Below are 23,287 nucleotides of genomic sequence, written 5' to 3'. Positions count from 1 at the left end.
GCATAACAATTACGGCCCGCAGCGGCGTCAGCCCAGCGGCGGCAGCATGTTGAACAGCAGCACCATGATGAGCCCGACCACCGACACGATGGACTGCACCACCGAAATCGTCTTGGTCGCTTCGCCCATGGTCATGCCGAAGGACTCCTTCACCATCCAGAAGCCTGCGTGATTGGCGTAGTTGAAGAACAGCGAGCCGCAGCCGATGGCCAGCGCCAGGAGCGGCAGGTTCAGGCTGGGATCGGCGCCCGCCAGCGGCGCCAGCAAGCCCGCCGCGCCCACGATACCGACCGTGGCCGATCCGGTGGACACCGACAGCAGCATGGCGATCAGCCAGCCCAGCACCAGCGGCGGCAAGGAAAACTGATGGGTCAGCTGCACGATGGCATCGCCCACCTTGGCGCTGGTCAGCACCTGCTGGAACGCGCCGCCGCCCGCGATGATGAGCATGATGCCGGCGATGGGCTTGAGGCTCTTGCCCATGGCGTCGCGCAGCTTTTCCGCGTCGCCGCCGCGCATCAGCACCAGGGTGAAGGCGGCGAACAGCACGCCCAGCAGCATCGCGACCATCGGGTCGCCCAGGAACGCCGCCACGTGCATGGCGCGCGAGTCCTTGGGCAGCAGCATCTCCGCGCCCGCGTGCACCAGCATCAGCAAGGCGGGCAGCAAGGCCGCCAGCACCCCCAGGCCTACGCTGGGCGCATTGCGGCCGGCAGCCTCCTGGCGGGTGGTGGTGAACTGTTCCAACAGCGCCTCGTCCGGACGCGTCGTCATGCGCGGCGAAATGAAAGCGCCATACAAGGGGCCGCCGAAGACCATGGCCGGCAGCGCCGCGATGAAGCCGTAGATCATGGTCGGCCCCACCGTGGTCTTGAGCGTGGCGATGGCGGTCAGCGGCCCCGGATGCGGCGGCACCATGCCGTGCATTGCCGCCAACGCCGAGATCACCGGCACGCCCACGTACACGTAGGCCGAGCCCTTGAATCGCTGCTGGCTTTCCAGCTTGCGCGCCACGCTGAAGATCAGCGGCAGCATCACCACCAGGCCGACCTCGAAGAACATCGGTATGCCGATGACGAAGGCCACCAGGGTCATGGCCCACGGAATCATGCGCGGCGAAGTATGGCTGAGGATGGCATTGGCCAGGCGTTCGGTCGTGCCCGAGTCGGCCAGGATCTTGCCCAGCATCGCCCCCAGCGCGATCACCACGCCCACCGCGCCCAGCGTCTTGCCGGCGCCATTGCTCAGGTTCTTGACGATGGCCACGGGCTCCATGCCGGTGGCGAACCCCACGCCGATGGAGACGATCAATAGCGCCAGCAGCGGATGCATGCGGATGCGCGAAACGATCAGCGCAACCAGCACCAGCACGCTAGCCAGCGCGGTAAGAAGCAATTGGACGTCGGAAGAGGACATGGACGGGCCTGGAAAAAATGGGCGCGGCCCTGCGGCCGCTTGCCGATAGGAACACGGATTTTATGCCCGCCAAGCTGAACGGCCAGTCAGGAAAGGCGCGCGTCCAGGGCCTGCACGCGCCTCAGCGGGCTGGCCCCGCTAGCCTGCCGCCTCCAGCAATCCCGGCCTGCCTTCGTGCGCGGCCTGGGCACGCTCCAGGATGAATTCGATGATCATCGAGATCGCCCGCGGGTGGTGGCGATTGGGCATGTACAGCATGTACATGCCGCGCCCGAAGATGCTGAGCCGCCATTGCGGCAACGCGGCCACCAGTTCGCCGCGCGCAATGTCGTCGTGCACCACGTAGTCCGGCACCACGCCCACGCCCAGCCCCGCCAGCGTCGCGTCGCGCAGGAACGCGTAGTTGCGCGAAATCACCGTCGGCTCCAGCACCACGTGCTGCCGCGGCTGGCCGCCGTAGTAGGCCGAAAGCCGCAAGGGCCGGCCGATGACCGCCGCGCTGATGATGGGCGTGCGCGACAGCTCTTCCGGATGCTGCGGCAGGCCCCGGGCGGCGGCATAGTCCCGCGAGGCGCAGGCCACGTAGCGGACCTGGCCCAGCTCGCGCGCCACCAGGTTCTGCGGCGGCTCGGACATGATGCGCACCGCGATATCGACCTCGTCGCGCAGCAGGTCATCCACGCTGTTCTCGAACAACACGTCCAGCACGATATCCGGATAGGTCCGCTTGAATTCCAGCAGCCAGGGCGTCATCACGAACTGCCCGTAGCCGCTGGGTACGCTCAGCCTGACCTTGCCCTGCGGCGTCTTGCCCAGGGTCTCGACGGATTCACGCGCCGCGGCGAGTTCGTCCTGGATGCTGCGGCCGTGGTGATACAGCTTCAGTCCGATTTCTGTCGGCTCCACATGCCTCGTTGTGCGCCGCACCAGCTGCATGCCTACCGAGCGTTCCAGCTGATTCAAGTGGTAGCTGACGTTAGCGCGCGTCATCTTCAGGCGGCGCGCGGCCTCGCTGAGGTTGCCCGCGTCCAGGATTTCCACCAGCAACGTCAGGGATTTGGTGTCCATTCCGGGCCTCCACGCCGCAGCAAGTCACCTCCACATTGTCAAATTTTTTTGACTTCAATGTCAATTATCGATGCCATTGTCAAGACTTCTTTACTGCGAAAGAATGAGGCCATAAAAGACGGGCCGTTCCTGGTCCGCCCGGCCCTAGCCCTCGCCCCCAGCGGCGCTCCGGCGGCAGGCCTCATCGGAGACACTGTCCATGACAGACAGCGCAAGCACCGGCGCGGCCAACGCGCGCCGCTATGACGACATTCTCGTCGTCACCATCGACCATCCCCCCGTCAATGCCCTGAGCGCCGCCGTGCGCGGCGATCTGGCCGCGGCCGTGCGCGACGCCCAGGCCGATCCGCAGGTCCGCGCCATCCTGCTGATGGGCGCGGGCAAGAACTTCATCGCGGGCGCCGACATCCGCGAATTCGGCAAGCCGCCGCAGCCGCCCATCCTGCCCGACGTCTGCAACCAGATCGAAGCCAGCGCCAAGCTGGTGATTGCCGCGCTGCACGGCGCGGCGCTGGGCGGCGGATTGGAAGTGGCGCTGGCGGCGCACTACCGCGTCGCGCTCGCGGGCGCCAAGCTGGGCCTGCCCGAAGTGAACCTGGGCCTGCTGCCCGGCGCCGGCGGCACCCAGCGCGCGCCGCGCCTCATGGGCGCGCAGGCCGCGCTGGATTTGATGCTGACCGGCAAGCACCTCTCTGCCGGCGCCGCCCTGGAAGCCGGATTGGTGGACGCGCTCTCCAGCGAGACCGATCCGCTGGACGCGGGCCTGGCCTACACCCGGCAATTGCTGGCGATCGGCGCGGGTCCGCGCCGCACCCGCGACGCCGACGCGCTCGCCGACCGGACCGCCGCGCTGGCCCAGGTCGAGGCAGCGGCCGAACGCGTGGCGCGGACCACCCGTGGGCTGTACTCGCCCGGCAAGATCGTCGAAGCCGTGCGCGCCGCCATCGAGCAGCCCTTCGAGGATGGCCTGCGCACCGAACGCGCGCTGTTCCTGCAATGCCTGGACAGCCCGCAGCGGGCGGGCCTGGTGCATGCCTTCTTCGCTGAACGCGACACGGCCAAGATGCCGGGCCAGCAACCGGCCCGGCCGCGGCGCCTGGAGCGTATCGGCATCGTCGGCGGCGGCACCATGGGCGCGGGCATCGCCGTCTCGGCGCTGGACGCCGGCTTTCCCGTGACCATGGTCGAGCAGGACGATGCCGCGCTGGAACGCGGGCGTGGCCGCGTCGCGCAGGTCTACGAGCTGCTGGTCAAGAAAGGCCGGATCAGCGCCGACGAGCGCGACGCCCGCATGGCGCGCTACACCGGCTCGACCCGCTACGAGGCGCTGGACGACGCCGATCTCATCATCGAAGCCGTGTTCGAAGACATGGCGGTCAAGCAAGCCGTGTTCGCGCAGTTGGACCGCGTCGCCAAGCCCGGCGCGGTGCTGGCCACCAATACCTCGTACCTGGACGTCAACCTCATCGCCGCCGCCACGCGCGGGCCCGCCGACGTACTGGGCCTGCACTTCTTTTCGCCGGCCAACATCATGAAGCTGCTGGAAGTCGTGGTGGGCGAGCACACCGCGCCCGACACCGTGGCCACCGGCTTCGAACTGGCGCGGCGACTGCGCAAGATCCCGGTGCGCGCGGGCGTGTGCGATGGCTTCATCGGCAACCGCATCCTGGCCGTGCACCGCCAGGCGGCGGACATGATGATGGAAGACGGCGCGTCGCCCTACGAGATCGACGCCGCCGTGCGCGACTTCGGTTATCCCATGGGTCCCTACCAGATGGCGGACCTGGCCGGCGGCGACATCGGCTGGGCCACACGCAAGCGCCGCGCGCCCACCCGCGACCCAGCACTGCGCTACGTGCAGATTCCCGACCGGCTGTGCGAACGGGGCTGGTTCGGCCAGAAGACGGGCCGCGGCTTCTACCTGTACCCCGACGGCGCGCGCCAAGGCGAACCAGACCCCGAAGTCCTCGCCACCATCGATGCCGAACGCGCGCGCGCGGGCGTCACGCCGCGCGCCTACACGCAAGAAGACATCCAGCGCCGCTACCTGGCCGCCATGATCAACGAAGCGGCCAACGTGCTGCACCAAGGCATCGCGCAGCGCCCGTCCGACATTGACGTGGTGTTCCTGTCGGGCTACGGCTTTCCGCGTTATCGCGGCGGCCCCATGCACTACGCCGACAGCGTGGGACTGGACCGCGTGCTGGCCGATATCCGCGGCTATGCGCAGGAAGACCCCGCCTTCTGGAAGCCCTCGCCGCTGCTGGTGCAACTGGCCGAATCCGGCCGCCCATTCGCCAGCCTGAACCAGGCTGCCTGACCCGGAATCCACACAGGAACACGCCATGCGCGAAGCCGTCATCGTCTCCACCGCCCGCACCCCCATCACCAAGGCGGGGCGCGGCGAATTCAACCTCATCGCCGGCCCCACGCTGGCCGCGCACGCCGTGCGCGCCGCCGTCGACCGGGCCGGCATGGACCCGGCCCTGATCGAAGACGCGTTCATCGGTTGCGGCTATCCAGAAGGCGCCACGGGTCGCAACATGGGCCGCCAGGCCGTGATCCGCGCCGGCCTGCCGGTCAGCGTGGGCGGCGCCACCGTCAACCGCTATTGCGCCTCCGGCCTGCAGGCCATCGCCTCGGCCGCCAGCCGCATCGTCATGGACGGCGCCCCCGCGATGATCGCGGGCGGCGTGGAACTCGTGTCGCAGATCCGCACCCGCGACGACGGCGTGAGCGGCATGGATCCGTGGATCGTGGCAAACAAGCCCGAGCTCTACCTGCCCATGATCGAAACCGCCGACATCGTCGCGGCCCGCTACGGCATCAGCCGTGAAGCCCAGGACCATTTCGCCGCGCAAAGCCAGGCGCGTACCGAGGCCGCGCAGGCCGCTGGACGGTATCTGGAAGAGATCGTTCCGGTCACCACGACCATGTCCGTCACCGACCGCGCCACCGGCGCCGTCAGCGAGCGCGAAGTGACCGTGGACCGCGACACCTGCAACCGCCCCGGCACCACCTACGACGCCCTGGCCTCGCTGGCCCCTGTGCGCGGCGCCGGCCAGTTCGTCACGGCAGGCAATGCCTCGCAGTTGTCGGACGGCGCCGCCGCCTGCGTGCTGATGGAAGCCGCTGAAGCCCAGCGCGCCGGCATCACGCCGCTGGGCGCGTTCCGCGGCCTGGCGATCGCCGGCTGCGAACCCGACGAGATGGGCATAGGCCCCGTCTACGCCGTGCCCAAGCTGCTTGCGCGCCACGGCCTCAAGGTGCAGGACATCGACCTCTGGGAACTGAACGAGGCCTTCGCCTCGCAAGCCCTGTATTGCCAGCAAAAGCTGGGCATTCCGATGGACCGCCTGAACGTGGACGGCGGCGCCATCGCCCTGGGCCACCCCTTCGGCGTCACCGGCGCCCGTCTGGCCGGCCACGTGCTGATCGAAGGCCGCCGCCGCGGCGCCCGCTATGCCGTCGTCACCATGTGCGTGGGCGGCGGCATGGGCGCGGCCGGCCTGTTTGAAATCTACTGAGGATCCCCCATGGACCTGGAATTCACCCCCGAAGAAAACGCCTTCCGCGACGAAGTGCGGGCCTTTCTCGCCAGCCACCTGCCCGAGCGCCTGTCCGCCAAGGTCGCGCAGGGCAAGCTGCTGACGCGCGCCGACATGGTCGAGTGGCACGCCATCCTCAACCAGCAAGGCTGGCTCGCCAGCCATTGGCCGATGGAATACGGCGGCACCGGCTGGAGCGCCGTGCAGAAGTACATCTTCGAAAACGAATGCGCGCTGGCCGGCGCGCCGCGCATCGTGCCCTTTGGCCTGAGCATGCTGGGCCCGGTGCTGATCAAATACGGCAGCGAGGCGCAGCGGCGCCACTGGCTGCCGCGCATCCTGGACGGTTCCGACTGGTGGTGCCAGGGCTATTCCGAACCCGGCGCGGGCTCGGACCTGGCCTCGGTCAAGACCACCGCCGTGCGCGACGGCGACAGCTACCTCGTCAACGGCCAGAAGACCTGGACCACGCTGGGCCAGTACGCCAACATGATCTTCTGCCTGGTGCGCACGTCACAGGAAGGCCGACGCCAGGAAGGCATCAGCTTCCTGCTGATCGACATGGCGAGCCCCGGCGTGGAAGTGCGCCCCATCATCACGCTGGACGGCGAACACGAAGTCAATGAGGTGTTCTTCTCCGACGTGCGGGTGCCTGCGGCCAACCTGGTGGGCGAGGAGAACCGCGGCTGGACCTGCGCCAAGTACCTGCTGACCTACGAACGCACCAACATCGCCGGAGTCGGGCAATCGACGGCGGCGCTGGAACGCCTGAAGACGACGGCCGCAAGCCTACGCAAGCACGGACGTCCGCTATCGGAAGACCCGGACTTCGCCGCGCGGCTGGCGCGCGTCGAGATCGAGCTGGCCAACATGCGCACCACCAACCTGCGCGTGGTCGCGGCGGTGGCCGGCGGCGGCGCGCCCGGCGCCGAAAGCTCCATGCTGAAGATCCGCGGCACCCAGATCCGCCAGGAGATCAGCGCGCTGAACCGCCGCGCCATGGGTCCCTATGCCCGCCCCTTCGTGCCCGAAGCGCTGCACGACGGCTATGACGCACCGCCCATCGGCCCCCACGGCGCCGAGAGCGCCGCCGCGCAGTACTTCAACAACCGCAAGCTGTCGATCTTCGGCGGCTCCAATGAAATCCAGAAGAACATCATCTCCAAGATGATCCTCGGACTGTAAGGGCCGGCCATGAATTTTGAACACACCGAAGACCGGCGCATGCTCTCCGACATGCTGCGCCGCTTTGTCGCCGAACAGAGCGACTTCGCCACGCGCGACCGCAATGCCCGCTCGGAGCGGGGCTACAGCCTGGAGCTGTGGCAGCGCTATGCCGAACTCGGCGCCATCGGCGCCCTGTTTGCCGAAGCAGACGGCGGACTGGGCGGAACCGGCTTCGACATTTCCGTCGTGTTCGAAGCGCTGGGCCGCGGCCTGGCCGTCGAACCGCTGCTGGACGCGCTCATGGTCGGCAGCGCCATCGCCGAAGCCGGCACGCCGGCCCAGCGCGAGGCCCTTGAAGGCCTGATCGCGGGCAGCATCACGGCCTCGCTGGCCCACGCCGAACCCGGCTCCGGCTATGAACTGGCGCGCGTCGAGACCCGCGCCGAACGCACTGCAGACGGCTGGGTGCTCAACGGCGCCAAGGCCGTGGTCGCGGCGGGCGAGCACGCCGACCTGTTCCTGATCCCGGCCCGCAGCGCGGGCGGGCCGGAAGACGAGGCCGGCATCAGCCTGTTCCTGGTCAGCGCCGGCACGCCCGGCCTGACGCTGCGCGGCTATGGCCTGATCGATGGCGGCCGCGCGGCCGAATTGGTGCTCGACGGCGTGCAGCTTGCGCCAGAAGCCTTGCTGGGCGAGGCCGGCGCAGGCTACCCGCTGCTGGAACGCGCCGCCGGGCGCGGCATCCTGGCGCTGTGCGCCGAAGCCGTCGGCGCCATGGACTGCGCTCGCGACGCCACTCTGGAATACCTGCGCACGCGCCGCCAGTTCGGCGCTCCCATCGGCAGCTTCCAGGCGCTGCAACACCGCATGGCCGACGTGCTGCTGGAGATCGAACAGGCGCGTTCGTCCGTAATCAACGCCGCGGCCGCGCTGGACCACCCGGACCGCGCCACCCGCGAGCGCGCGCTGTCCGCCGCCAAGTACACCATCGGCCGCATCGGCACCCTGGTGGCTGAAGAGAGCATCCAGCTGCACGGCGGCATCGGCATGACCTGGGAGCTGCCCCTGGCGCACTATGCCAAGCGCCTGATCATGATCGACCACCAACTGGGCGACGAAGACCATCACCTGCGGCGCTACATCGCGCTGGGGCAGGCCTGAGCGGAGGACCACGCCATGACCCAGGTCCATGCCGCCCCGCCCCTCTCGCCGCCTTTTGCGGCCCCATTCCCCGTGCGCAGCGCGGCGGACGTGCAGCGGCTGCAAGCCCGGCCGCTGACCGAGACGCTCACGGTGCAGAGCACTTACGAGATCTTCCGCAACTCGGCCGCGGCTTTCGGCGACAAGACCGCGCTGACCTTTCTGCGCAGCGCCGATCCCGGCGACACGCCGGTGCGCTGGAGCTACCGCGAACTGTTGGCCGGCATCCACCAGACCGCCAACCTGCTGCATGAACTGGGCGTGGGCCCGGGCGACGCCGTCGGCATCCTGCTGCCCGGCTGCCTGGAGTACCACCTGGCGCTCTGGGGCGGCGAGGCCGCCGGCATCGTCCAGCCCTTGAATCCCCTGCTGGCCGAGGACAAGCTCGCCTCCCTCATGACCACGGCGCGCGCCAAGGTACTGATCGCCTACGGGTCCGACGTGGAATGCGGCTCCTGGTCCAAGGCGCTGCGCCTGCGCGAACGCGTGCCCACGTTGCACACGCTGCTGCGCGTGGCCCCGTTGGACGAGCCGCCCTCGGCCCGCCCGGCGCTGCCGGATCATGCGCTGGACTTCAACGCCGCGCGCGCCGTGCAGCCGGTCGACCGCCTGGTCAGCAACCGGGAAATCCACGCCGGCGACGTGGCCGCCTATTTCCATACCGGCGGTACCACCGGCGCGCCCAAGCTCGCCATCCACACCCACGCCAACCAGGTCTTCAGCGCCTGGGCCGCGGTGCAATTGCAGAACGCCGGACCGGACGACGTGGTCATCAACGGCTATCCGCTGTTCCATGTGGCGGGCGTGTTGCCGGCATCGCTAGCCGCCCTGTCGGCGGGCGTGGAAACCGTCATCCCCACCACCCTGCTGCTGCGCAACCGCGACGTGCTGCGCAACTACTGGCGCCTGGTCGAACACCACCGCGCCACCTCGCTGCAAGGCGTGCCGACCATCCTCGCCGCGTTGGCCGAAGTGCCGCTGGCCGGCGCCGACATCTCGTCGTTGCGCTATTGCCGCACCGGCGCCGCGCCCCTGCCCGCCGAGCTGGCCGCTCGCTTCAAACGGCTGTTCGGACTGCACGTCAACGAAAGCCTGGGCATGACGGAGATGGCGGGCATCTCCACCATCTCGCCGCCAGGCTGCGAGTTTCCGGTCGGCTGCGTCGGCTTTCCGCTGCCCTACGTGCAGGTGCGCATCGTCGGCCTGGACGTGCCGGCCGGCGCGCCCGCGCGCGACCTGCCCGCCGGCAAGCCCGGCATGGTGCTGTTCAAGGCGCCCAACGTCATCCCCGGCTTTCTTGATTCCGAAGACACGGCGCGCGCTTTCACCGAGGACGGCTGGCTCATCAGCGGCGACGTCGGCTACCTGGACCCGGACGGCCGGCTGCATCTGCAGGGCCGCGCCAAGGACCTGATCATCCGCAGCGGCCACAACATCGATCCCAAGACCATCGAGGACGCGCTCGCCTCGCACCCGTCGGTGCAGCTCTGCGCCGCCGTCGGCGCCCCCGACGCCTATGCCGGCGAACTGCCCATCGCCTTTGTCACGCTGGCCGAAGGCGCCCAGGTCCCGGAAGCCGAACTGCTGGCCTATGCCGCCGAGCACGTGGACGAAAGCCCGGCGCGGCCCAAGCGCGTCATCGTGCTGGACAGCATGCCCATGACCAACGTGGGCAAGATCTACAAGCCCGATCTGCGCCGCCTGGCCACCGCCGTATCGGCCCAGGCCGTGGTGGCGCGCACCTTGCAGGAAGCCGGCCTGATCGACGACGGCGCGCTGTTCCGTGTACAGGCCGACGCTCAACCCGAGGTCGCAGTCCAGGCCGACGCCCGCGCGTCCGAAGCGCTAAGGGCCAGCCTGCGCGACGCGCTGGCCCGCTTACCGGTCAAGGTCGCCCTGCGCGACTGAGCAGCCCCCCTCCCACACACAACAACACCCCAGGAGACAAACCCATGACCCATAAGCCCCTGCGGCGCGCCTGCCTCGGCGCCGCGCTGCTCTCGATGGCCGGCATTGCATTGCCCTTCGCCGCCGGCGCGCAAGGCGCCTATCCGTCCAAGCCCATCACGCTGATCGTGCCCTTCCCGGCCGGCGGCTCCACCGACCGCCACCTGCGCACCGTGGCGCAGGATGCCTCCAAGTACCTGGGCCAGCCCGTCATCGTCGAAAACCGGCCCGGCGCCGGCGGCACCCTGGGCCCGGCGACCATGGCCAAGACCGCCAAGCCCGATGGCTACACCATCACGCTGTACACCCTGGCCATGCTGCGCATGCCGTACATGCAGAAAAGCAGCTGGGACCCCATCAACGATTTCACCTTCATCCTGGGCCTGTCCGGCTACACCTTCGGCTTCACCGTCCGCTCCGACTCGCCGTACAAGACCTTCAACGAATACATCGAGGCGGCGCGCAAGGCGCCCGGCACCATCGACTATGGCTCCACCGGCATCGGCTCATCGCCGCACCTGCTGATCGAGGAAGTCGCCATCAACGCCAAGGTGAAACTGAACCACGTGCCGTTCAAGGGCAACGCCGACATGCAACAGGCCCTGCTGGGCGGTCACGTCATGGCGCAAAGCGACGCCACCGGCTGGGACCAGTTCGTGGATTCCGGCAAGATGCGCCTGCTGGTCACCTTCGGCGAAAAGCGCACCACGCGCTGGCCCGACGTGCCCACCGCCCAGGAACTGGGCTACAAGGTCGTGTCCACCTCGCCCTATGGCCTGGCCGGCCCCAAGGGCATGGATCCCGCGGTGGTGAAGACGCTGCACGACGCCTTCAAGAAGGCGCTGTTCGACCCCGCCAGCATGGACGTCATGAAGCAGCTGAACCAGGAGCCCGCCTACCGCAACAGCCAGGACTACAAGGAATGGGCGCAGGCCACCTACGTCAAGGAAAAAGGCTTGATCGAGTACCTGGGCTTGATGGCGAAGTAATAATGGCGGCGCCGCCTTCAGCGCAGCGCCGCAACCTCGATTGATCTGGCGCCGCAGGCTTCTACCAGTTCAGGATCGTGGCTGGCGAACAGCACCACCCGATCCTGCGCCCAGATCTTGAACTGTTCTGCCAGCACGCCGCGCGCCTGCGCATCCAGGCCGTTGCTGGCCCCATCCGCAATGATGACGGCCGGGTCGCCCAGGGCGGCGGCCGTCAGGTAGACCTTGCGCCGCGTGCCCGTGGACATCTGCTCGAAGCGCTTGTCCAGATGCGGCTCCAGCCCCAGCCGGAACGCCAGGTCCAGCACGCTGTCGGCCAGCGGCACATTCTTCTCTGCCGCCACCTGTTCCAACAATCCGCGCCCCGTCTGTGCGGGCAACGCCATGCAATTGTCGGGCACATAGGCCAGGCGGGACCGGGCTTGCGCCGGCGCCTGGCTCAGCGCATGTCCGTCGATCCAGACCTCTCCCGCATCCGGCGCGATCACGCCCGCAATGATGCCCAGCAGCGTGGACTTGCCGGTGCTGTCTTCTTCGCACAACGCCACGCATCCGGGCGTGAACGTATGGGTCAGCCCCTGGAAGACGAGATGGTCGCCGTAGCGCTTGCCGAGATTGTCGATTCGTAGCATGGCCGGGAGTGTACGCAGGAATGCAGCGCTCGACCAGCGGCGCCTCAGCGTGGCTTCAATGCAGCAAATATGAACCGAATTCAGATTTTTCCGCATTGACGATGTGGTGATCCGCATTTTTGCCGTACATTACTTGGCGTAAATAAATGTTAATTTTCAGCAGAAAATTTCGACTTTTGTAGCGGTTGCCTCGCCCGTTCATGCTATCGGCTCGATGAGCGACCTACCACCAAGACGCATTTAGTTTCATTTAAATCAATACAACATCCAATTCTGCCGACCCGGCATCGGCGTCGGCATAGAAGAGATCAATGAATCACGTCTATCGAGTAGTCTTCAACGCCGCCGCTGGCGTATGGCAAGCCGTCAGTGAAATCGCCCGCGGGCCGGCCAAGAGCAGCAGCCCTGCCCGGCGCCTGCGCCGCAACGGCGCGCAGTTGGCGGGCGCGCTGGGCATTGCGCTGGTTGCCACGGGCGCGCATGCGGTTCCCGTCAACCCGCAACTGTATTGGGACGGCGGCCACTCCGTGGCGAACGGCTCGGTGGATGGCGCCGCCGGCATCTGGGACTACACCAACACCAACTGGACGTCCGCCGACGGTTCGTCGAATCAATCCTGGAACGACAGCAACGCGGTGTTCTCGGGCACCGCCGGCACGGTGGCGGTTGGCGGCCAGCACAGCATCACGGGCCTGGAGTTCAAGAGCGACGGCTACAAGCTGGTGGGCGGAGCCAATGGTCAGCTGAATGCCAGCGGCGTTGCCGTGATTCGGGTCAATCCCAACGTGACCGCAACCTTGGGCGTCGCCATAGGCGGCAGCGGCACCCTGCACAAGCAAGACAGCGGCACGCTGGTACTCAACGGCAACAGCACCTATGCCGGCGGCACGATAATCGAGGCCGGCCGTCTGGAGGTCGGCAGCAATACCGCGCTGGGCAGCGGCGCCCTGACGGCGCTCAACAACACGGTGCTCGACGCCAATAACAAGGTGGCCCTCGACAACAACGTGAATCTGTTTGGCAGCGTGGAGATAGGCGGAAGCGCCGACCTGACGCTGAACGGCGTCGTTTACGGCCCAGGCTCGCTGATCAAGAACGGCGCCGCCAACCTGACCTTGAACGGGGCCAACACCTATCTGTCGGGTACCACGCTGAACGCCGGCACGCTGACGGTGGGCAACGATCAGGCTTTGGGTCTCGGCAACTTGACCGTGGGCGGCGCTTCCACCCTGACGGCAAGCAACACGGTAACGCTAGGCAACGCCATCGCCCTCAATGCGAATCTGACGGTTGCCGGCGACAATGACCTGACCTTGAATTCCCAGATTTCGGGCGCCGGCCAATTGGTCAAGACTGGCAACGGTACGCTCAGCCTCAACGCCATCAATACCGCCCACACTGGCGGCATCGCCCTCAGTGGCGGTACCTTGGCGTTCAACAACAATGAAGCCCTCGGGAGCGGCGCGCTGGTCGCCAATGGCACGGCCACGCTGAAGAACACCCAGCCCACGAGCCTGCAGAACGCCGTCCGCGTCAACGGCAACCTGACCATGGAGCTCCAGGAGCAGCTGACCTTGGCGGGCCAGCTGAGCGGCAGCGGCAAGCTGATCAAGACTGGCGCGGCCGAATTGTTCCTGTTTGGCAACAACCCATCATTTGCCGGCGACCTCGAAATCCATCAAGGTTACGTCACGACAGCCGGCGGTAATGGCCTGGGCGCTCCTGCCAGCGTGAAGCTGGCCGCGGGCACCACGCTGAGCCTCAATGATCCCGTCGTCCGGATTGGCGCCCTGAGCGGCAGCGGCACTACCGACATCAGCTGGTCCACCGTGTTGCAGGTGGGCGGCACCAACGCCAGCAGCGCATATGCCGGCATGCTGAGCGGCCTGGGTTCGCTGGAAAAGACGGGCGCAGGCACGCTGGAACTCACGGGCACAAGCGCCCTGAACAACAACGTCACCGTCACGGCCGGCACCCTGAAGGTCAGCGGCACCCTGAGCAGCCCCGCTGTCATCGTCCGGACCGGAGGCACCGTGAGCGGCGGCGGCTTCATCAATAGCCAGCTGAACATCGACAGCTTTGGCCATCTGGCCGGAACCAGTGGCAGTACGCTGACCGCCAGCGCACTGATCCTGGCCCAGAACTCAAACGTCGATGTGGCGCTGGGTTCCTCGTCTACCGGAAACACCCCGCTCTTCAATGTCATGGGCAACCTGACGCTGGCCGGAAAGTTGAATATTTCCGATGCTGGCAACCTCGGCGACGGTGTGTATCGCTTGTTCAATTACGGTGGCGGTCTTACCAACAACGGCATCGACGTCGACACGAGCAGAGTGGGCGGTATCGGCGGAATGACCGTACAGACTGCCACCGCCAATCAGGTCAACCTTTTCGTCCAATCGAATTTGCCGGTGCAGGCCTGGGACGGCTCGCGCTTGGTCGCTGACGGCTCGATCGACGGTGGCAACGGCACGTGGAATGCCGCCAACAGCAATTGGACCAGTGCCGACGGCACGATTAACCAAAGCTGGCTCAACAAGTTCGCTGTGTTCATGGGCGACCCCGGCACTGTCACGGTGGAAGGCACGCACGAAATCGGCGGCATGCAGTTCATGATCGATGGCTACCACCTCGTCGCTGGCAACAACGCGGAGCTGCGGGCCAACAACGGAACCAGGGGCCAGTTCGCCGTAAGGGTTGATCCCAACGTTACCGCGACCATCAATGTTCCTATTAGCGGGCTGAACACCCTGCGCAAGCTGGACCTCGGCACGCTGGTGCTGAACGGCGCCAACAGCCACGCCGCCACCCTGCTGGAGGGCGGCACCCTGGTACTCGGCAACGATGCCGCGTTGGGGCAGGGGCCGCTGTCCGCGTACGGCGACACCACGCTGGACAACAACCAGGCGCTCACGCTGACCAACCAGATCTTCGCCCAAGGCCAGTTGAACCTGGGTGGCAGCAATGACTTGACCCTGAACGGCGACATCGCCGGCAACAGCGGCGGCCTGAACAAGAACGGCAGCGGCACCGTGACCCTGGGCGGCAACAACTCCTTCGGCGGCACGATGGCGCTGAACGGCGGCAAGCTGGTGCTGGCCTCCAGCAATCCGCTGGGCAACAGCACCCTGACCGCCGCCTCCGGCATGCAGCTGGACAACAGCGTGGCATTGAGCCTGAGCAACACCATCAACCTGGCTGGCGACCTGAACCTCGTCGGCAACCAGGACCTCACGTTGGGCGGCCTGGTCAACGGCCTCGGTGGCCTGACCAAGCGCGGCACGGGCAAGCTGACCTTGAACGGCGCCAACTCTTTCCAGGGCGGCGTCAACCTGACGGGCGGCAACCTGGCCGTGGGCCACGACGCAGCGCTCGGCGAGGGCACGCTGACCGTGCGCAACGCGGGAACCCTGGAAGCCAGCCGCGCGGTGACCCTGGCCAACAACGTGCAACTGAGCGCCTCCCTGGCGCTGGACGGCAGCAATGATTTCACCCTGAACGGGGTGATCAATGGTTCCACCGAGCTGGTCAAGAACGGCGCCGGCCGACTCACCCTCAATGGCGAAAACCGCCATAGCGGGGGCACCACGGTCAATGCCGGCGACTTGAGCCTGGGCAATGCCGCGGCGCTGGGCACCGGCATGCTGACCGTCACGGGCAACACGCAACTGGATACGGCGGGCCCGATGCGCCTGGGCAATACCGTCAATGTCGACGGCGCGCTCACGGTGGCGGGCAACAACAGCCTGATCCTGGATGGACAGCTCAACGGCAACGGCACGCTGCGCAAGACCGGTGCGAACGACCTCTCGCTTACCGGCAGCGCCAACACCTTCAGCGGCATGATCGATCTGCAGGGCGGCAGCTTGACCACCGCGGGCAACAACGCGCTGGGCCAGAATGCCACCGCGAACGTGGCAGCCGGCGCCAATCTGTTCATCACCAATCTGGCTCGTCTGGCCAGCCTGAACGGCAATGGCACCGTGACGGTCTCGAACGGGAACAACCTGACCATCGGGGCCAATGGGGCCAATAGCAACTTCGGCGGCCAGCTCAACGGCAGGGGCTTGTTGACCAAAAGCGGCACGGGATCGCTGGTTCTTTCCGGCAACAACACGCTTACCGGCCAGACCTCGGTCAGCGCCGGCAGCCTGTGGGTAGACGGCTCGCTCGCCAGCACGAATGTGATGGTGTACAGCGGCGCTGCCCTGGGTGGAACCGGCAGCATCGCCGGCAACGTGACGGTCATGGGTGACGCCGCCCTGAAATTGACGGACGGCTACACCCTGTCGGTTGGCGGCCTGCAACTGGGCACCAACTCGATCGTCAACGCCAGCCTCGGCGCCCCCGCCCTCGGCGGCGGCACCGCCTTGGTGGACGTGACCGGCAACCTGACCCTGGGCGGCACGCTCAATATCAGCGACGCCGGCGGCTTCGGCACCGGCGTGTACCGCCTCATGAACTATGGCGGCAGCCTGAACGACACCGGCATGCGCTTCGGCAACGTTCCCGGCAGCGTGCAGCCCTCAGACTTGCAGCTGCAGACTGCCGTAAGCAATCAAGTCAACCTGCTGGTTACTGCACCGAACATCACCGTGCAGTTTTGGGATGGCGCGAACCAATTCGGCAACGGTTCCATCGATGGGGGCACCGGTGTCTGGGGGCTAGGCGCCAAGAACTGGACCAATGTCGACGGCACCGATAATCGTACCTGGGCTGGCGGTTTCGCAGTGTTCCAGGGAACCGCAGGAGTGGTGCAAGTCCTCGGCAAGGCGAACATCACCGGCATGCAGTTCCTGACCGATGGCTATCAAATTGCGCCCCTCGACCGGCTTAGCGGATTGGACTTGGTCGATGGTGACCAGGGCAATGCCTCGATCCGCGTAGACCCGGGCGTGACGGCGACGATCGATGCGCGCCTGAACGGCAGCAGCACACTAGGCAAGTACGATTCGGGAACCTTGGTGCTCAACGGCGCCAACGGCTACACGGGCGGCACGGCGCTCAACGGCGGCACGCTGGTGCTGGGCAACGACAAGGCCCTGGGCAACGGCCTGCTGACCGCTGCCAACGGCACCACGCTGGACAGCAACACGGCAGTCACCGTGCGCAACAAGATCGCGCTGAACGGCGCTCTGACGATCGCCGGTTCCAATGCCATGGACCTGAACGGCACCGTCGGCGGCGCCGGCGGCCTGATCAAGAACGGCGCGGCCAACCTGACCCTCAGCGGCGTCAACAGCTACGTCGGCGGCACCCTCCTGAATGCGGGCGGCCTGATCGTCGGCAACGTCGCCGCGCTCGGTTCCGGCACGCTGACGGTAGGCGGCGCGGCCACGCTGGACAACACTCAGGCGCTGGCGCTGGCGAACAACATCGCCCTGAACGCCGGCCTTGCCGTGCAAGGCAGCCACGACCTGACGCTCGACGGCAACATCTCGGGCACGGGCAGCCTGACCAAGAACGGCGCCAGCACGCTGACGCTCAACGGCACCAACAGCTACACCGGCGGCACCTACGTCAACAGCGGCACGGTAGCGTTGGGCGCGGGCAGCAGCCTCGCCGCCACCGGCATCGTGACCGTCGCCAGCGGCGCGACCTTCGACCTGTCGGCAGGCCAAGGCGCCCAGGTGTTCGGCACCCTGGCGGGCGCCGGCAACATCAAGATGGGAACCAACACCCTGCTGGCGGGCGGTTCGGCCGACGGCATCTTCAGCGGCTCGGTCATCGGCACGGGTACCCTGGTCAAGCAGGGCTCGGGCACGCAGACCCTGACCGGCGCCAACAGCTATACCGGCGGCACGCTGGTCGCGGACGGCACGCTGCGCGCGGGTTCCACCACGGCGCTGGTCCAAGGCACCGGCTATCAGGTGCTGTCGGGCGCCACGCTGGACCTCAATGGCAACGTGCTCCAAGCCAGCAGCCTGACCGGCGCCGGCACCGTGGCGCTGGGCGCGGGAACCCTGACCGTCAATTCCGCGGCTGGCAGTGCGTCCTACTACTCGGGCATCGTCGTGGGCAGCGGCGGCCTGGTCAAGACCGGCGCCGGCGCGCTGACGCTGACCGGCGGCAGCGCCTTCTCGGGCGGTGTGCAGCTCAAGCAGGGCAGCATCGGCCTGGGCCATTCCCTGGGCCTGGGCACTGGCATGCTGTCCATGGACGACGGCACTGTCATCAACCTGATTGCCAACGGCCTGACCATCGTCAACAACCTGCACATGACGGGCACCAACGACCCGGTCATCGACACCGGCGCCAACACGGCGACCTGGGCCGGTGCCATCACGGGCGGCGGCTTCCTTACCAAGCAAGGTAGCGGCGTCCTGACCCTGACCAGCGCAGGCAACAGCTACACCGGCGCGACCGATGTCGCTCAGGGCACGCTCAAGGCCGGCGCCACCAATACATTCAGCAGCGCCTCGGCCCACACCGTGGCCAGCGGCGCCGTGCTGGACCTGGCGGGCTACAGCCAGACCGTGGCCAGCCTGAACAACAGCGGCGCGGTCAATCTCGGCGGCAGCACGCCGGGCACCGTGCTCAAGGTCACCGGCCCCTACGTCGGCAACAACGGCAAGCTGGGCGTTTCCACCGTGCTGGGCGCGGATGGCAGCGCCACCGACAAGCTGTTGTTGAGCGGCCCCAGCGCCATCGCCAGCGGCAGCACCAGCGTGCAGATCGCCAATGCCGGCGGCCTGGGCGCACAGACGGGCAGCCAGGGCATCCAGGTCATCTCCACCGAGAACGGCGCCAGCCTGCAACCCGGCAGCTTCACGCTGGCGGGCGGCCATGTCGATGCCGGCGCCTACGAGTACCGTCTGACCCAGACGGCACAGGGCGCCGCGCTGCACTCGACCAACACGCAGGTCAACCCGGGCCCAGGCACCGATCCTGTCACCCCCGCTCCCGCCTACCGTGAAGAAGTGCCGCTGCTGTCCTCGCTGCCCGCGCAACTGCGCCAGGCGGATATGGCAATGCTCGGCGACATGCGCAAGCGCATGGGCGACGACGTCGCTCAAGGCGCCATCGACCAGGACCCGAACCACCGCGCCTGGGCCCGTGTGCTGCGCACGGCTCCGACCATCACGCAGCAAGGCACGGTCAACCCCGAGAGCAGCGGCCACCTGACCGGCTTCCAGGCCGGCGTGGACGTGTACGCCGACCGCAACCTCAAGGCCGGCCTGTACGTGGGCCAGCTGGACGGTGACATGGGCGTGCGCGGCTTCTCCAGCGGCATGGAGCGCAAGTACGCGGGCTACAACAACCTGCGTGGTCGCTACGTGGGCCTGTATGGCACCTGGCAGCACGACTCCGGCCTGTACGCCGACGCCGTGATCCAGGGCGCCGACTACCGCAGCAGCCTGCGCACGGCCGACACCGGCGCCGGCGCCACCACCAAGGGCCACGGCTGGCTGGCCTCGCTGGAAGTGGGCAAGCCCTTCGACCTGGGCAGCAGCTGGCAGTTGGAGCCGCAGGCGCAAATCATCTACCGCAAGCTCAATCTGGACGACACCACGCTGAGCCTGGCCAAGGTGAAGAACGATGCGGACGATGACTGGACCCTGCGTCTGGGCGCCCGCGTCAAGGGCAGCTACAGCATCGGCGGCACCGTGCTGCAGCCCTTCGCCCGCGTCAATCTGTACAAGGCCAGCAATACCACCGACGTGGCAAGCTTCAGCGCCCCGGCCGGCACCACCGACATCCGCGCCAAGGGCGGCTACACGTCGACCGAGTTCGCGGTGGGCGCCATGCTGCAGCTGACCAAGAACACCAGCCTCTACGGCGACATTGGCAAGCTGTGGGCCAACAGCGGCGACAGCCGCGTCAAGACCGGCGCACAGGGCTCTGTCGGGTTGAAGGTGCTCTGGTAAGCCTTATGACCTGGGTCGGGCAACCGGCCTCTGGCATGACCAAAGCCCGCAGCGGTCTAGCCGCCGCGGGCTTTTCACATCTACCAGGTGTACTTCACGCCTATCCTTGCCGCGTACTGGTGGTAGTCCTGCGCTCCCCATGACCCGGCGACATTGGTCCAGCCCGTCCAGCCCTTGTTGAAGTCGGCATGCACGCCGAGCTTCAACTCATAGCGGTCTTTCGGATAGAGGTCGCCCACCGGCAATTGATTGAACGACACGGAGCTGCCAGTGCTGCTGTGCCACCAGTTCAGCGTCGCGAACGGCTGCGCCTTGCGGCCATTGCCCAGGTCGAAGGTGGTGTGCGTGCGCACGCCCAAGCGCGTGATGGTGCCGTGGGAATCCGCGCTGCCCACGCGGGTGCCGTTGGATTCCGTCAGGCTGTCCGTGTCCGAGCTGACGTAGATGATCTGGGCCTGGGGTTCCAGTATCCAGTCGCCGCGCAGCTTGAAGGCGTAGCCGGTCTCGGCCGACACGGCCCATGCGCGGGAATCGTAGTCCACGCGCGGCAACTCCTCGCCCGTCACCCGGTTGTTGTACCAACCGTACTGGAACCAGGTATCCACATAGGCGCCGAGCTTACTCTCGTCGTTCTGGAACCAGGTGCCATACACGCCGGCGCTATAGCCTTGCACCCTGCCCTTGGCCTTGTAGGGGTTGCCCTCGGCCCGGGCCGTGCTGTCGGCGCTGCCATAGCCCAGCATCAACCCCAGGTGCAGCCGGTCGGTCTCCGAGAACAGCTTCCATTGCGCCACGTCGCCGCCGCCTTGCAGCAAGAACATGTCGGTGCTGACGTCGAAGTTGCCGTCGCGGCTATGCGAGCCCTCCCACCTGCCCACGGCGCGCAGCCAGAGCGCCCGGCGCTTGCTGTCCTCGGTTTGAAACTGCTGGCCCTCGATGAATTGCGGCTCGCCCAGGCGGTCGTGCATGCTCTGCACGAACATCTGCCCAACCAGTCGCTGATTCGCGAGATAGGCGGCGACTTCAGGACGGTACAGCGGCTCCGGATCGGGAGTGGGCGGCGTTGGCGGCGCCGGTGGGACAGGCGGCACCGGAGGCTCGGGAGGCGGCGGCGGAGGAGGCGGAGGAGGCGGAGGAGGCGGAGGAGGCGGAGGTGGCGGCGGAGGAGGAGGCGGCGGATCCGGCTCCTTCTCGGATCGCAGATACCAGCTCTGATCGGCCGGCGCGCTTGCCGAACCTTGGTACAGCCGATACTCGTAGGGACCGGCCACCACCCGGCCCGAAAGCGCAAATGCGCCCACTCCGGAGATACCGCCATTGACGACCTCGACCACCTGTATCCCGCTGGCCGTCGTCAAGGCGCCCGGCCCGCCCGTGTTCTTGATGCGCAATTGCGAAGCGCCGCTGGCGCTGCCGCCATTGATGACCAGCTTGTCCGAGGGCGAGCTGTCGTCGCCCAGAAAGGTGTTCAGCGCGATGGTGCCGTCGCCGCTGTAGTTACGCACCGTCAGCGTCTTGTACGCGCCCGCCTGCGGCGGCGTGAAGTCGATCAGGCTGGGATCGTTGACCAGGTTGGTGATGGTCGAGTTCCCGGTCAGCGTCCAGGTCGAATCCACCAGCGTCACGTTGGAGGTGCTGCCGGCCTCGGTGATTGCCGCTCCGGTCAAGGTCGCGTTGCGCGCCGACACGTTGGCCGTGGCGGGAGAGCCCGCCTGCACAGCGGCGATGTTGATCCCCGGCGGATTGCCGGTTTCCGGCGCCAGGCTCGGGTCTATGCCGTGCAACGTGCGCGCCCTGCTGCTCAAGAGGCTGCCGGAACTGGCGACCTGCAGCCAGTTGGTCGCGCCCTGGACGGTCGTGCCATTCAGCTCGACGTCCGCCGTGCCGCCGTCAATGCCGATGGCCGTCCCGGTCGCACTTGTGATGCTGCCGCCGTTGATGGCCGCGCTTTGCGTACCCGTGTCGCTGGTCAGCAGCAGGCCGACGGACTGCGCGCCGCTGACGCCGATGGCGCTGCCCGTGGCCGCAAAGGTGGAAGTGCCGGCGACAACCACGCCATGGGCTTGGACGCCGGACGTCTGCACGGAGCCCGCGTCGAACACAACGCTGCTGCCCGCGCCCTGCGCCAGGATCCCGTACCCACCCTGCCCGCTGGTGACGACGGTGTTGCGTGTCGCCTGGAACTCGGTGACCGGTTTGCCATTGCCGGTATAAGCATACAGGCCTACCGCGTCCGTGCCGCGGGTTTCGACCCGCAGGTCGGACAGCGTCGCGCGAGAACCGTCCATGCCTATGACGCCGTAGGCATCGGCGCCCTCGGTGAGAACGCTCGCGGTGGAGCCACTCTGCGGCGCCAGAAGCAGCTGATTTTTAGAGCTGGAATAACGGCGCAGGAAGACGCCGCTGCTGTCATTGCCCGTCGTGTGGATGTCCGTCGTGCCCTGCAACTCGGCCTCGCCCGCGTCCAGCATATAGAAGCCGTCCGCGGTCTGACCCGTCGTGCGGACACGCAGCGTCGAGCCCGCCGCTGATGAGAATCTGAGCCCCACCGCGTCCGGATAGGTCATGCTGTAGCCCAATTCGACGCCGCGCCCGTAGGTTCCGCCCGTCGTCTGCACATCCATCACGCCGCCCGAGTCCAGCGTAATGGCCGTGTTGTTGCTCGCCATGACCCCCTTGGGCCAGGGATTGCCGCCGGCGGGCGCGGTCTCGATCCTGAGCGTCGCGCCATTGCCGATCTGCAACCGGCTGACGGTGCCCGACGGCGTATGGCCCAGATTCACACCCTGGTAGCCGCGCAGCGTCACCGTGGAGTTCGGCGCCAGCAAAAACGTCGCCTGCGAACTCGAGGTCGATTGCAGCCCCAGGCCAGTCGTCGTCACCGTCGTGATGGTGACGTTGGTGCCCGTCTGGAAATTGACGTTGGTTGCCGCACCGTTGGTCGCGAATACGCCCAGGTCGACATTACCGATGGCGATATTGCCTGGGCCAAAGTTCAGCGTGGCATTGCCTACGCGGATGGCCGACCCTGATCCCGTGCCCGTCACGCTGTCGCCGCCGTTCAAAGTGAACGTGGTGCCAGCAGGAACAATGAACGGAGCGTAGTTTGCGCCCCACGCCGTGGTGGCTGCCAGCGACATGGCCACGCCCATGGAGCGGGCGAACAGGGGCTTGGAGGGACTCGCGCGGTGTGCCATCTGACTCGTCTCCGTGAAAACGTCCGGGCGACGGGCCGGGACGCGCTCAAACCAGACCCCGAACTACCCGGGGGTAACGACGATAGACTTCAGTTACCTACGCCAAACGCCCTAATCCGGGCGCGCAATGAGTGTAAATATTGGCATCAAAAATACGAATAATCACTTTGTTTGGATTGGATCGCGGCCAAATGTGCCATTTTGGCAACGGTCGCGGCATGCCCTTCCTCTTGTCGCCCCCAACGCAAGCGGCTG

General features: G+C 67.0%; 11 protein-coding genes. 7 read left to right on the top strand and 4 right to left on the bottom strand.

Annotation, left to right across the window (positions count from 1 at the left end):
* Positions 1 to 27 precede the first annotated feature (27 nt).
* A complete protein-coding gene (locus tag IB258_RS08400; protein WP_054456407.1) occupies positions 28 to 1,416 on the bottom strand; it encodes a GntP family permease in 1,389 nt (462 codons plus the stop codon).
* A gap of 138 nt (positions 1,417 to 1,554) precedes the next feature.
* Entirely contained in the window at positions 1,555 to 2,484 is a 930-nt protein-coding gene (locus IB258_RS08395) for a LysR family transcriptional regulator (protein ID WP_054456406.1), read from the bottom strand.
* A 199-nt stretch (positions 2,485 to 2,683) separates the two neighbouring features.
* On the opposite strand from IB258_RS08395, the gene IB258_RS08390 reads away from it, so the two are divergent.
* Genes IB258_RS08390 through IB258_RS08365 form a run of 6 tightly spaced genes read left to right on the top strand, consistent with a single transcriptional unit; the run spans position 2,684 to position 11,335 of the window.
* The gene (locus IB258_RS08390; protein ID WP_192352430.1) at positions 2,684 to 4,804 is read left to right on the top strand and encodes a 3-hydroxyacyl-CoA dehydrogenase NAD-binding domain-containing protein; all 2,121 of its coding nucleotides are present in this window, start codon (positions 2,684 to 2,686) and stop codon (positions 4,802 to 4,804) included.
* A gap of 25 nt (positions 4,805 to 4,829) precedes the next feature.
* On the top strand, positions 4,830 to 6,011 hold the full coding sequence (locus IB258_RS08385; protein WP_192352429.1) for an acetyl-CoA C-acyltransferase: 1,182 nt from the start codon (positions 4,830 to 4,832) through the stop codon (positions 6,009 to 6,011).
* Between the two features lie 9 nt (positions 6,012 to 6,020).
* Complete coding sequence (locus IB258_RS08380) at positions 6,021 to 7,217, top strand: acyl-CoA dehydrogenase family protein (protein ID WP_125472177.1); 1,197 nt, start codon at positions 6,021 to 6,023, stop codon at positions 7,215 to 7,217.
* Between the two features lie 9 nt (positions 7,218 to 7,226).
* Positions 7,227 to 8,360 (top strand): acyl-CoA dehydrogenase family protein, encoded by a 1,134-nt coding sequence (locus IB258_RS08375; protein WP_192352428.1) that lies wholly within the window; start codon positions 7,227 to 7,229, stop codon positions 8,358 to 8,360.
* Positions 8,361 to 8,375: 15 nt separating this feature from the next.
* Complete coding sequence (locus tag IB258_RS08370) at positions 8,376 to 10,307, top strand: acyl-CoA synthetase (protein ID WP_192352427.1); 1,932 nt, start codon at positions 8,376 to 8,378, stop codon at positions 10,305 to 10,307.
* Positions 10,308 to 10,351: 44 nt separating this feature from the next.
* Positions 10,352 to 11,335 carry a tripartite tricarboxylate transporter substrate binding protein gene (locus tag IB258_RS08365; protein ID WP_054456400.1) on the top strand — a complete coding sequence of 328 codons (984 nt, stop codon included), beginning with the start codon at positions 10,352 to 10,354 and terminating at the stop codon, positions 11,333 to 11,335.
* Between the two features lie 17 nt (positions 11,336 to 11,352).
* Here the strand turns inward: IB258_RS08365 and IB258_RS08360 are convergent, their stop codons facing one another.
* Entirely contained in the window at positions 11,353 to 11,967 is a 615-nt protein-coding gene (locus IB258_RS08360; RefSeq protein WP_054456399.1) for an ATP-binding cassette domain-containing protein, read from the bottom strand.
* Positions 11,968 to 12,278: 311 nt separating this feature from the next.
* Here IB258_RS08360 and IB258_RS08355 point away from each other — a divergent pair, with 311 nt between their 5' ends.
* Entirely contained in the window at positions 12,279 to 19,835 is a 7,557-nt protein-coding gene (locus IB258_RS08355) for an autotransporter-associated beta strand repeat-containing protein (protein WP_192352426.1), read from the top strand.
* Between the two features lie 80 nt (positions 19,836 to 19,915).
* Here the strand turns inward: IB258_RS08355 and IB258_RS08350 are convergent, their stop codons facing one another.
* On the bottom strand, positions 19,916 to 23,032 hold the full coding sequence (locus tag IB258_RS08350) for an autotransporter outer membrane beta-barrel domain-containing protein (protein ID WP_192352425.1): 3,117 nt from the start codon (positions 23,030 to 23,032) through the stop codon (positions 19,916 to 19,918).
* Positions 23,033 to 23,287 lie beyond the last annotated feature (255 nt).

Origin of the sequence: Achromobacter sp. ACM02, from assembly GCF_014851605.1 — a bacterium.
In the GTDB taxonomy this organism is placed as follows: domain Bacteria; phylum Pseudomonadota; class Gammaproteobacteria; order Burkholderiales; family Burkholderiaceae_B; genus Achromobacter; species Achromobacter aegrifaciens.
Note: the sequence above shows the minus strand (reverse complement) of the source record. Positions and strands in the feature narration are given on the sequence as shown.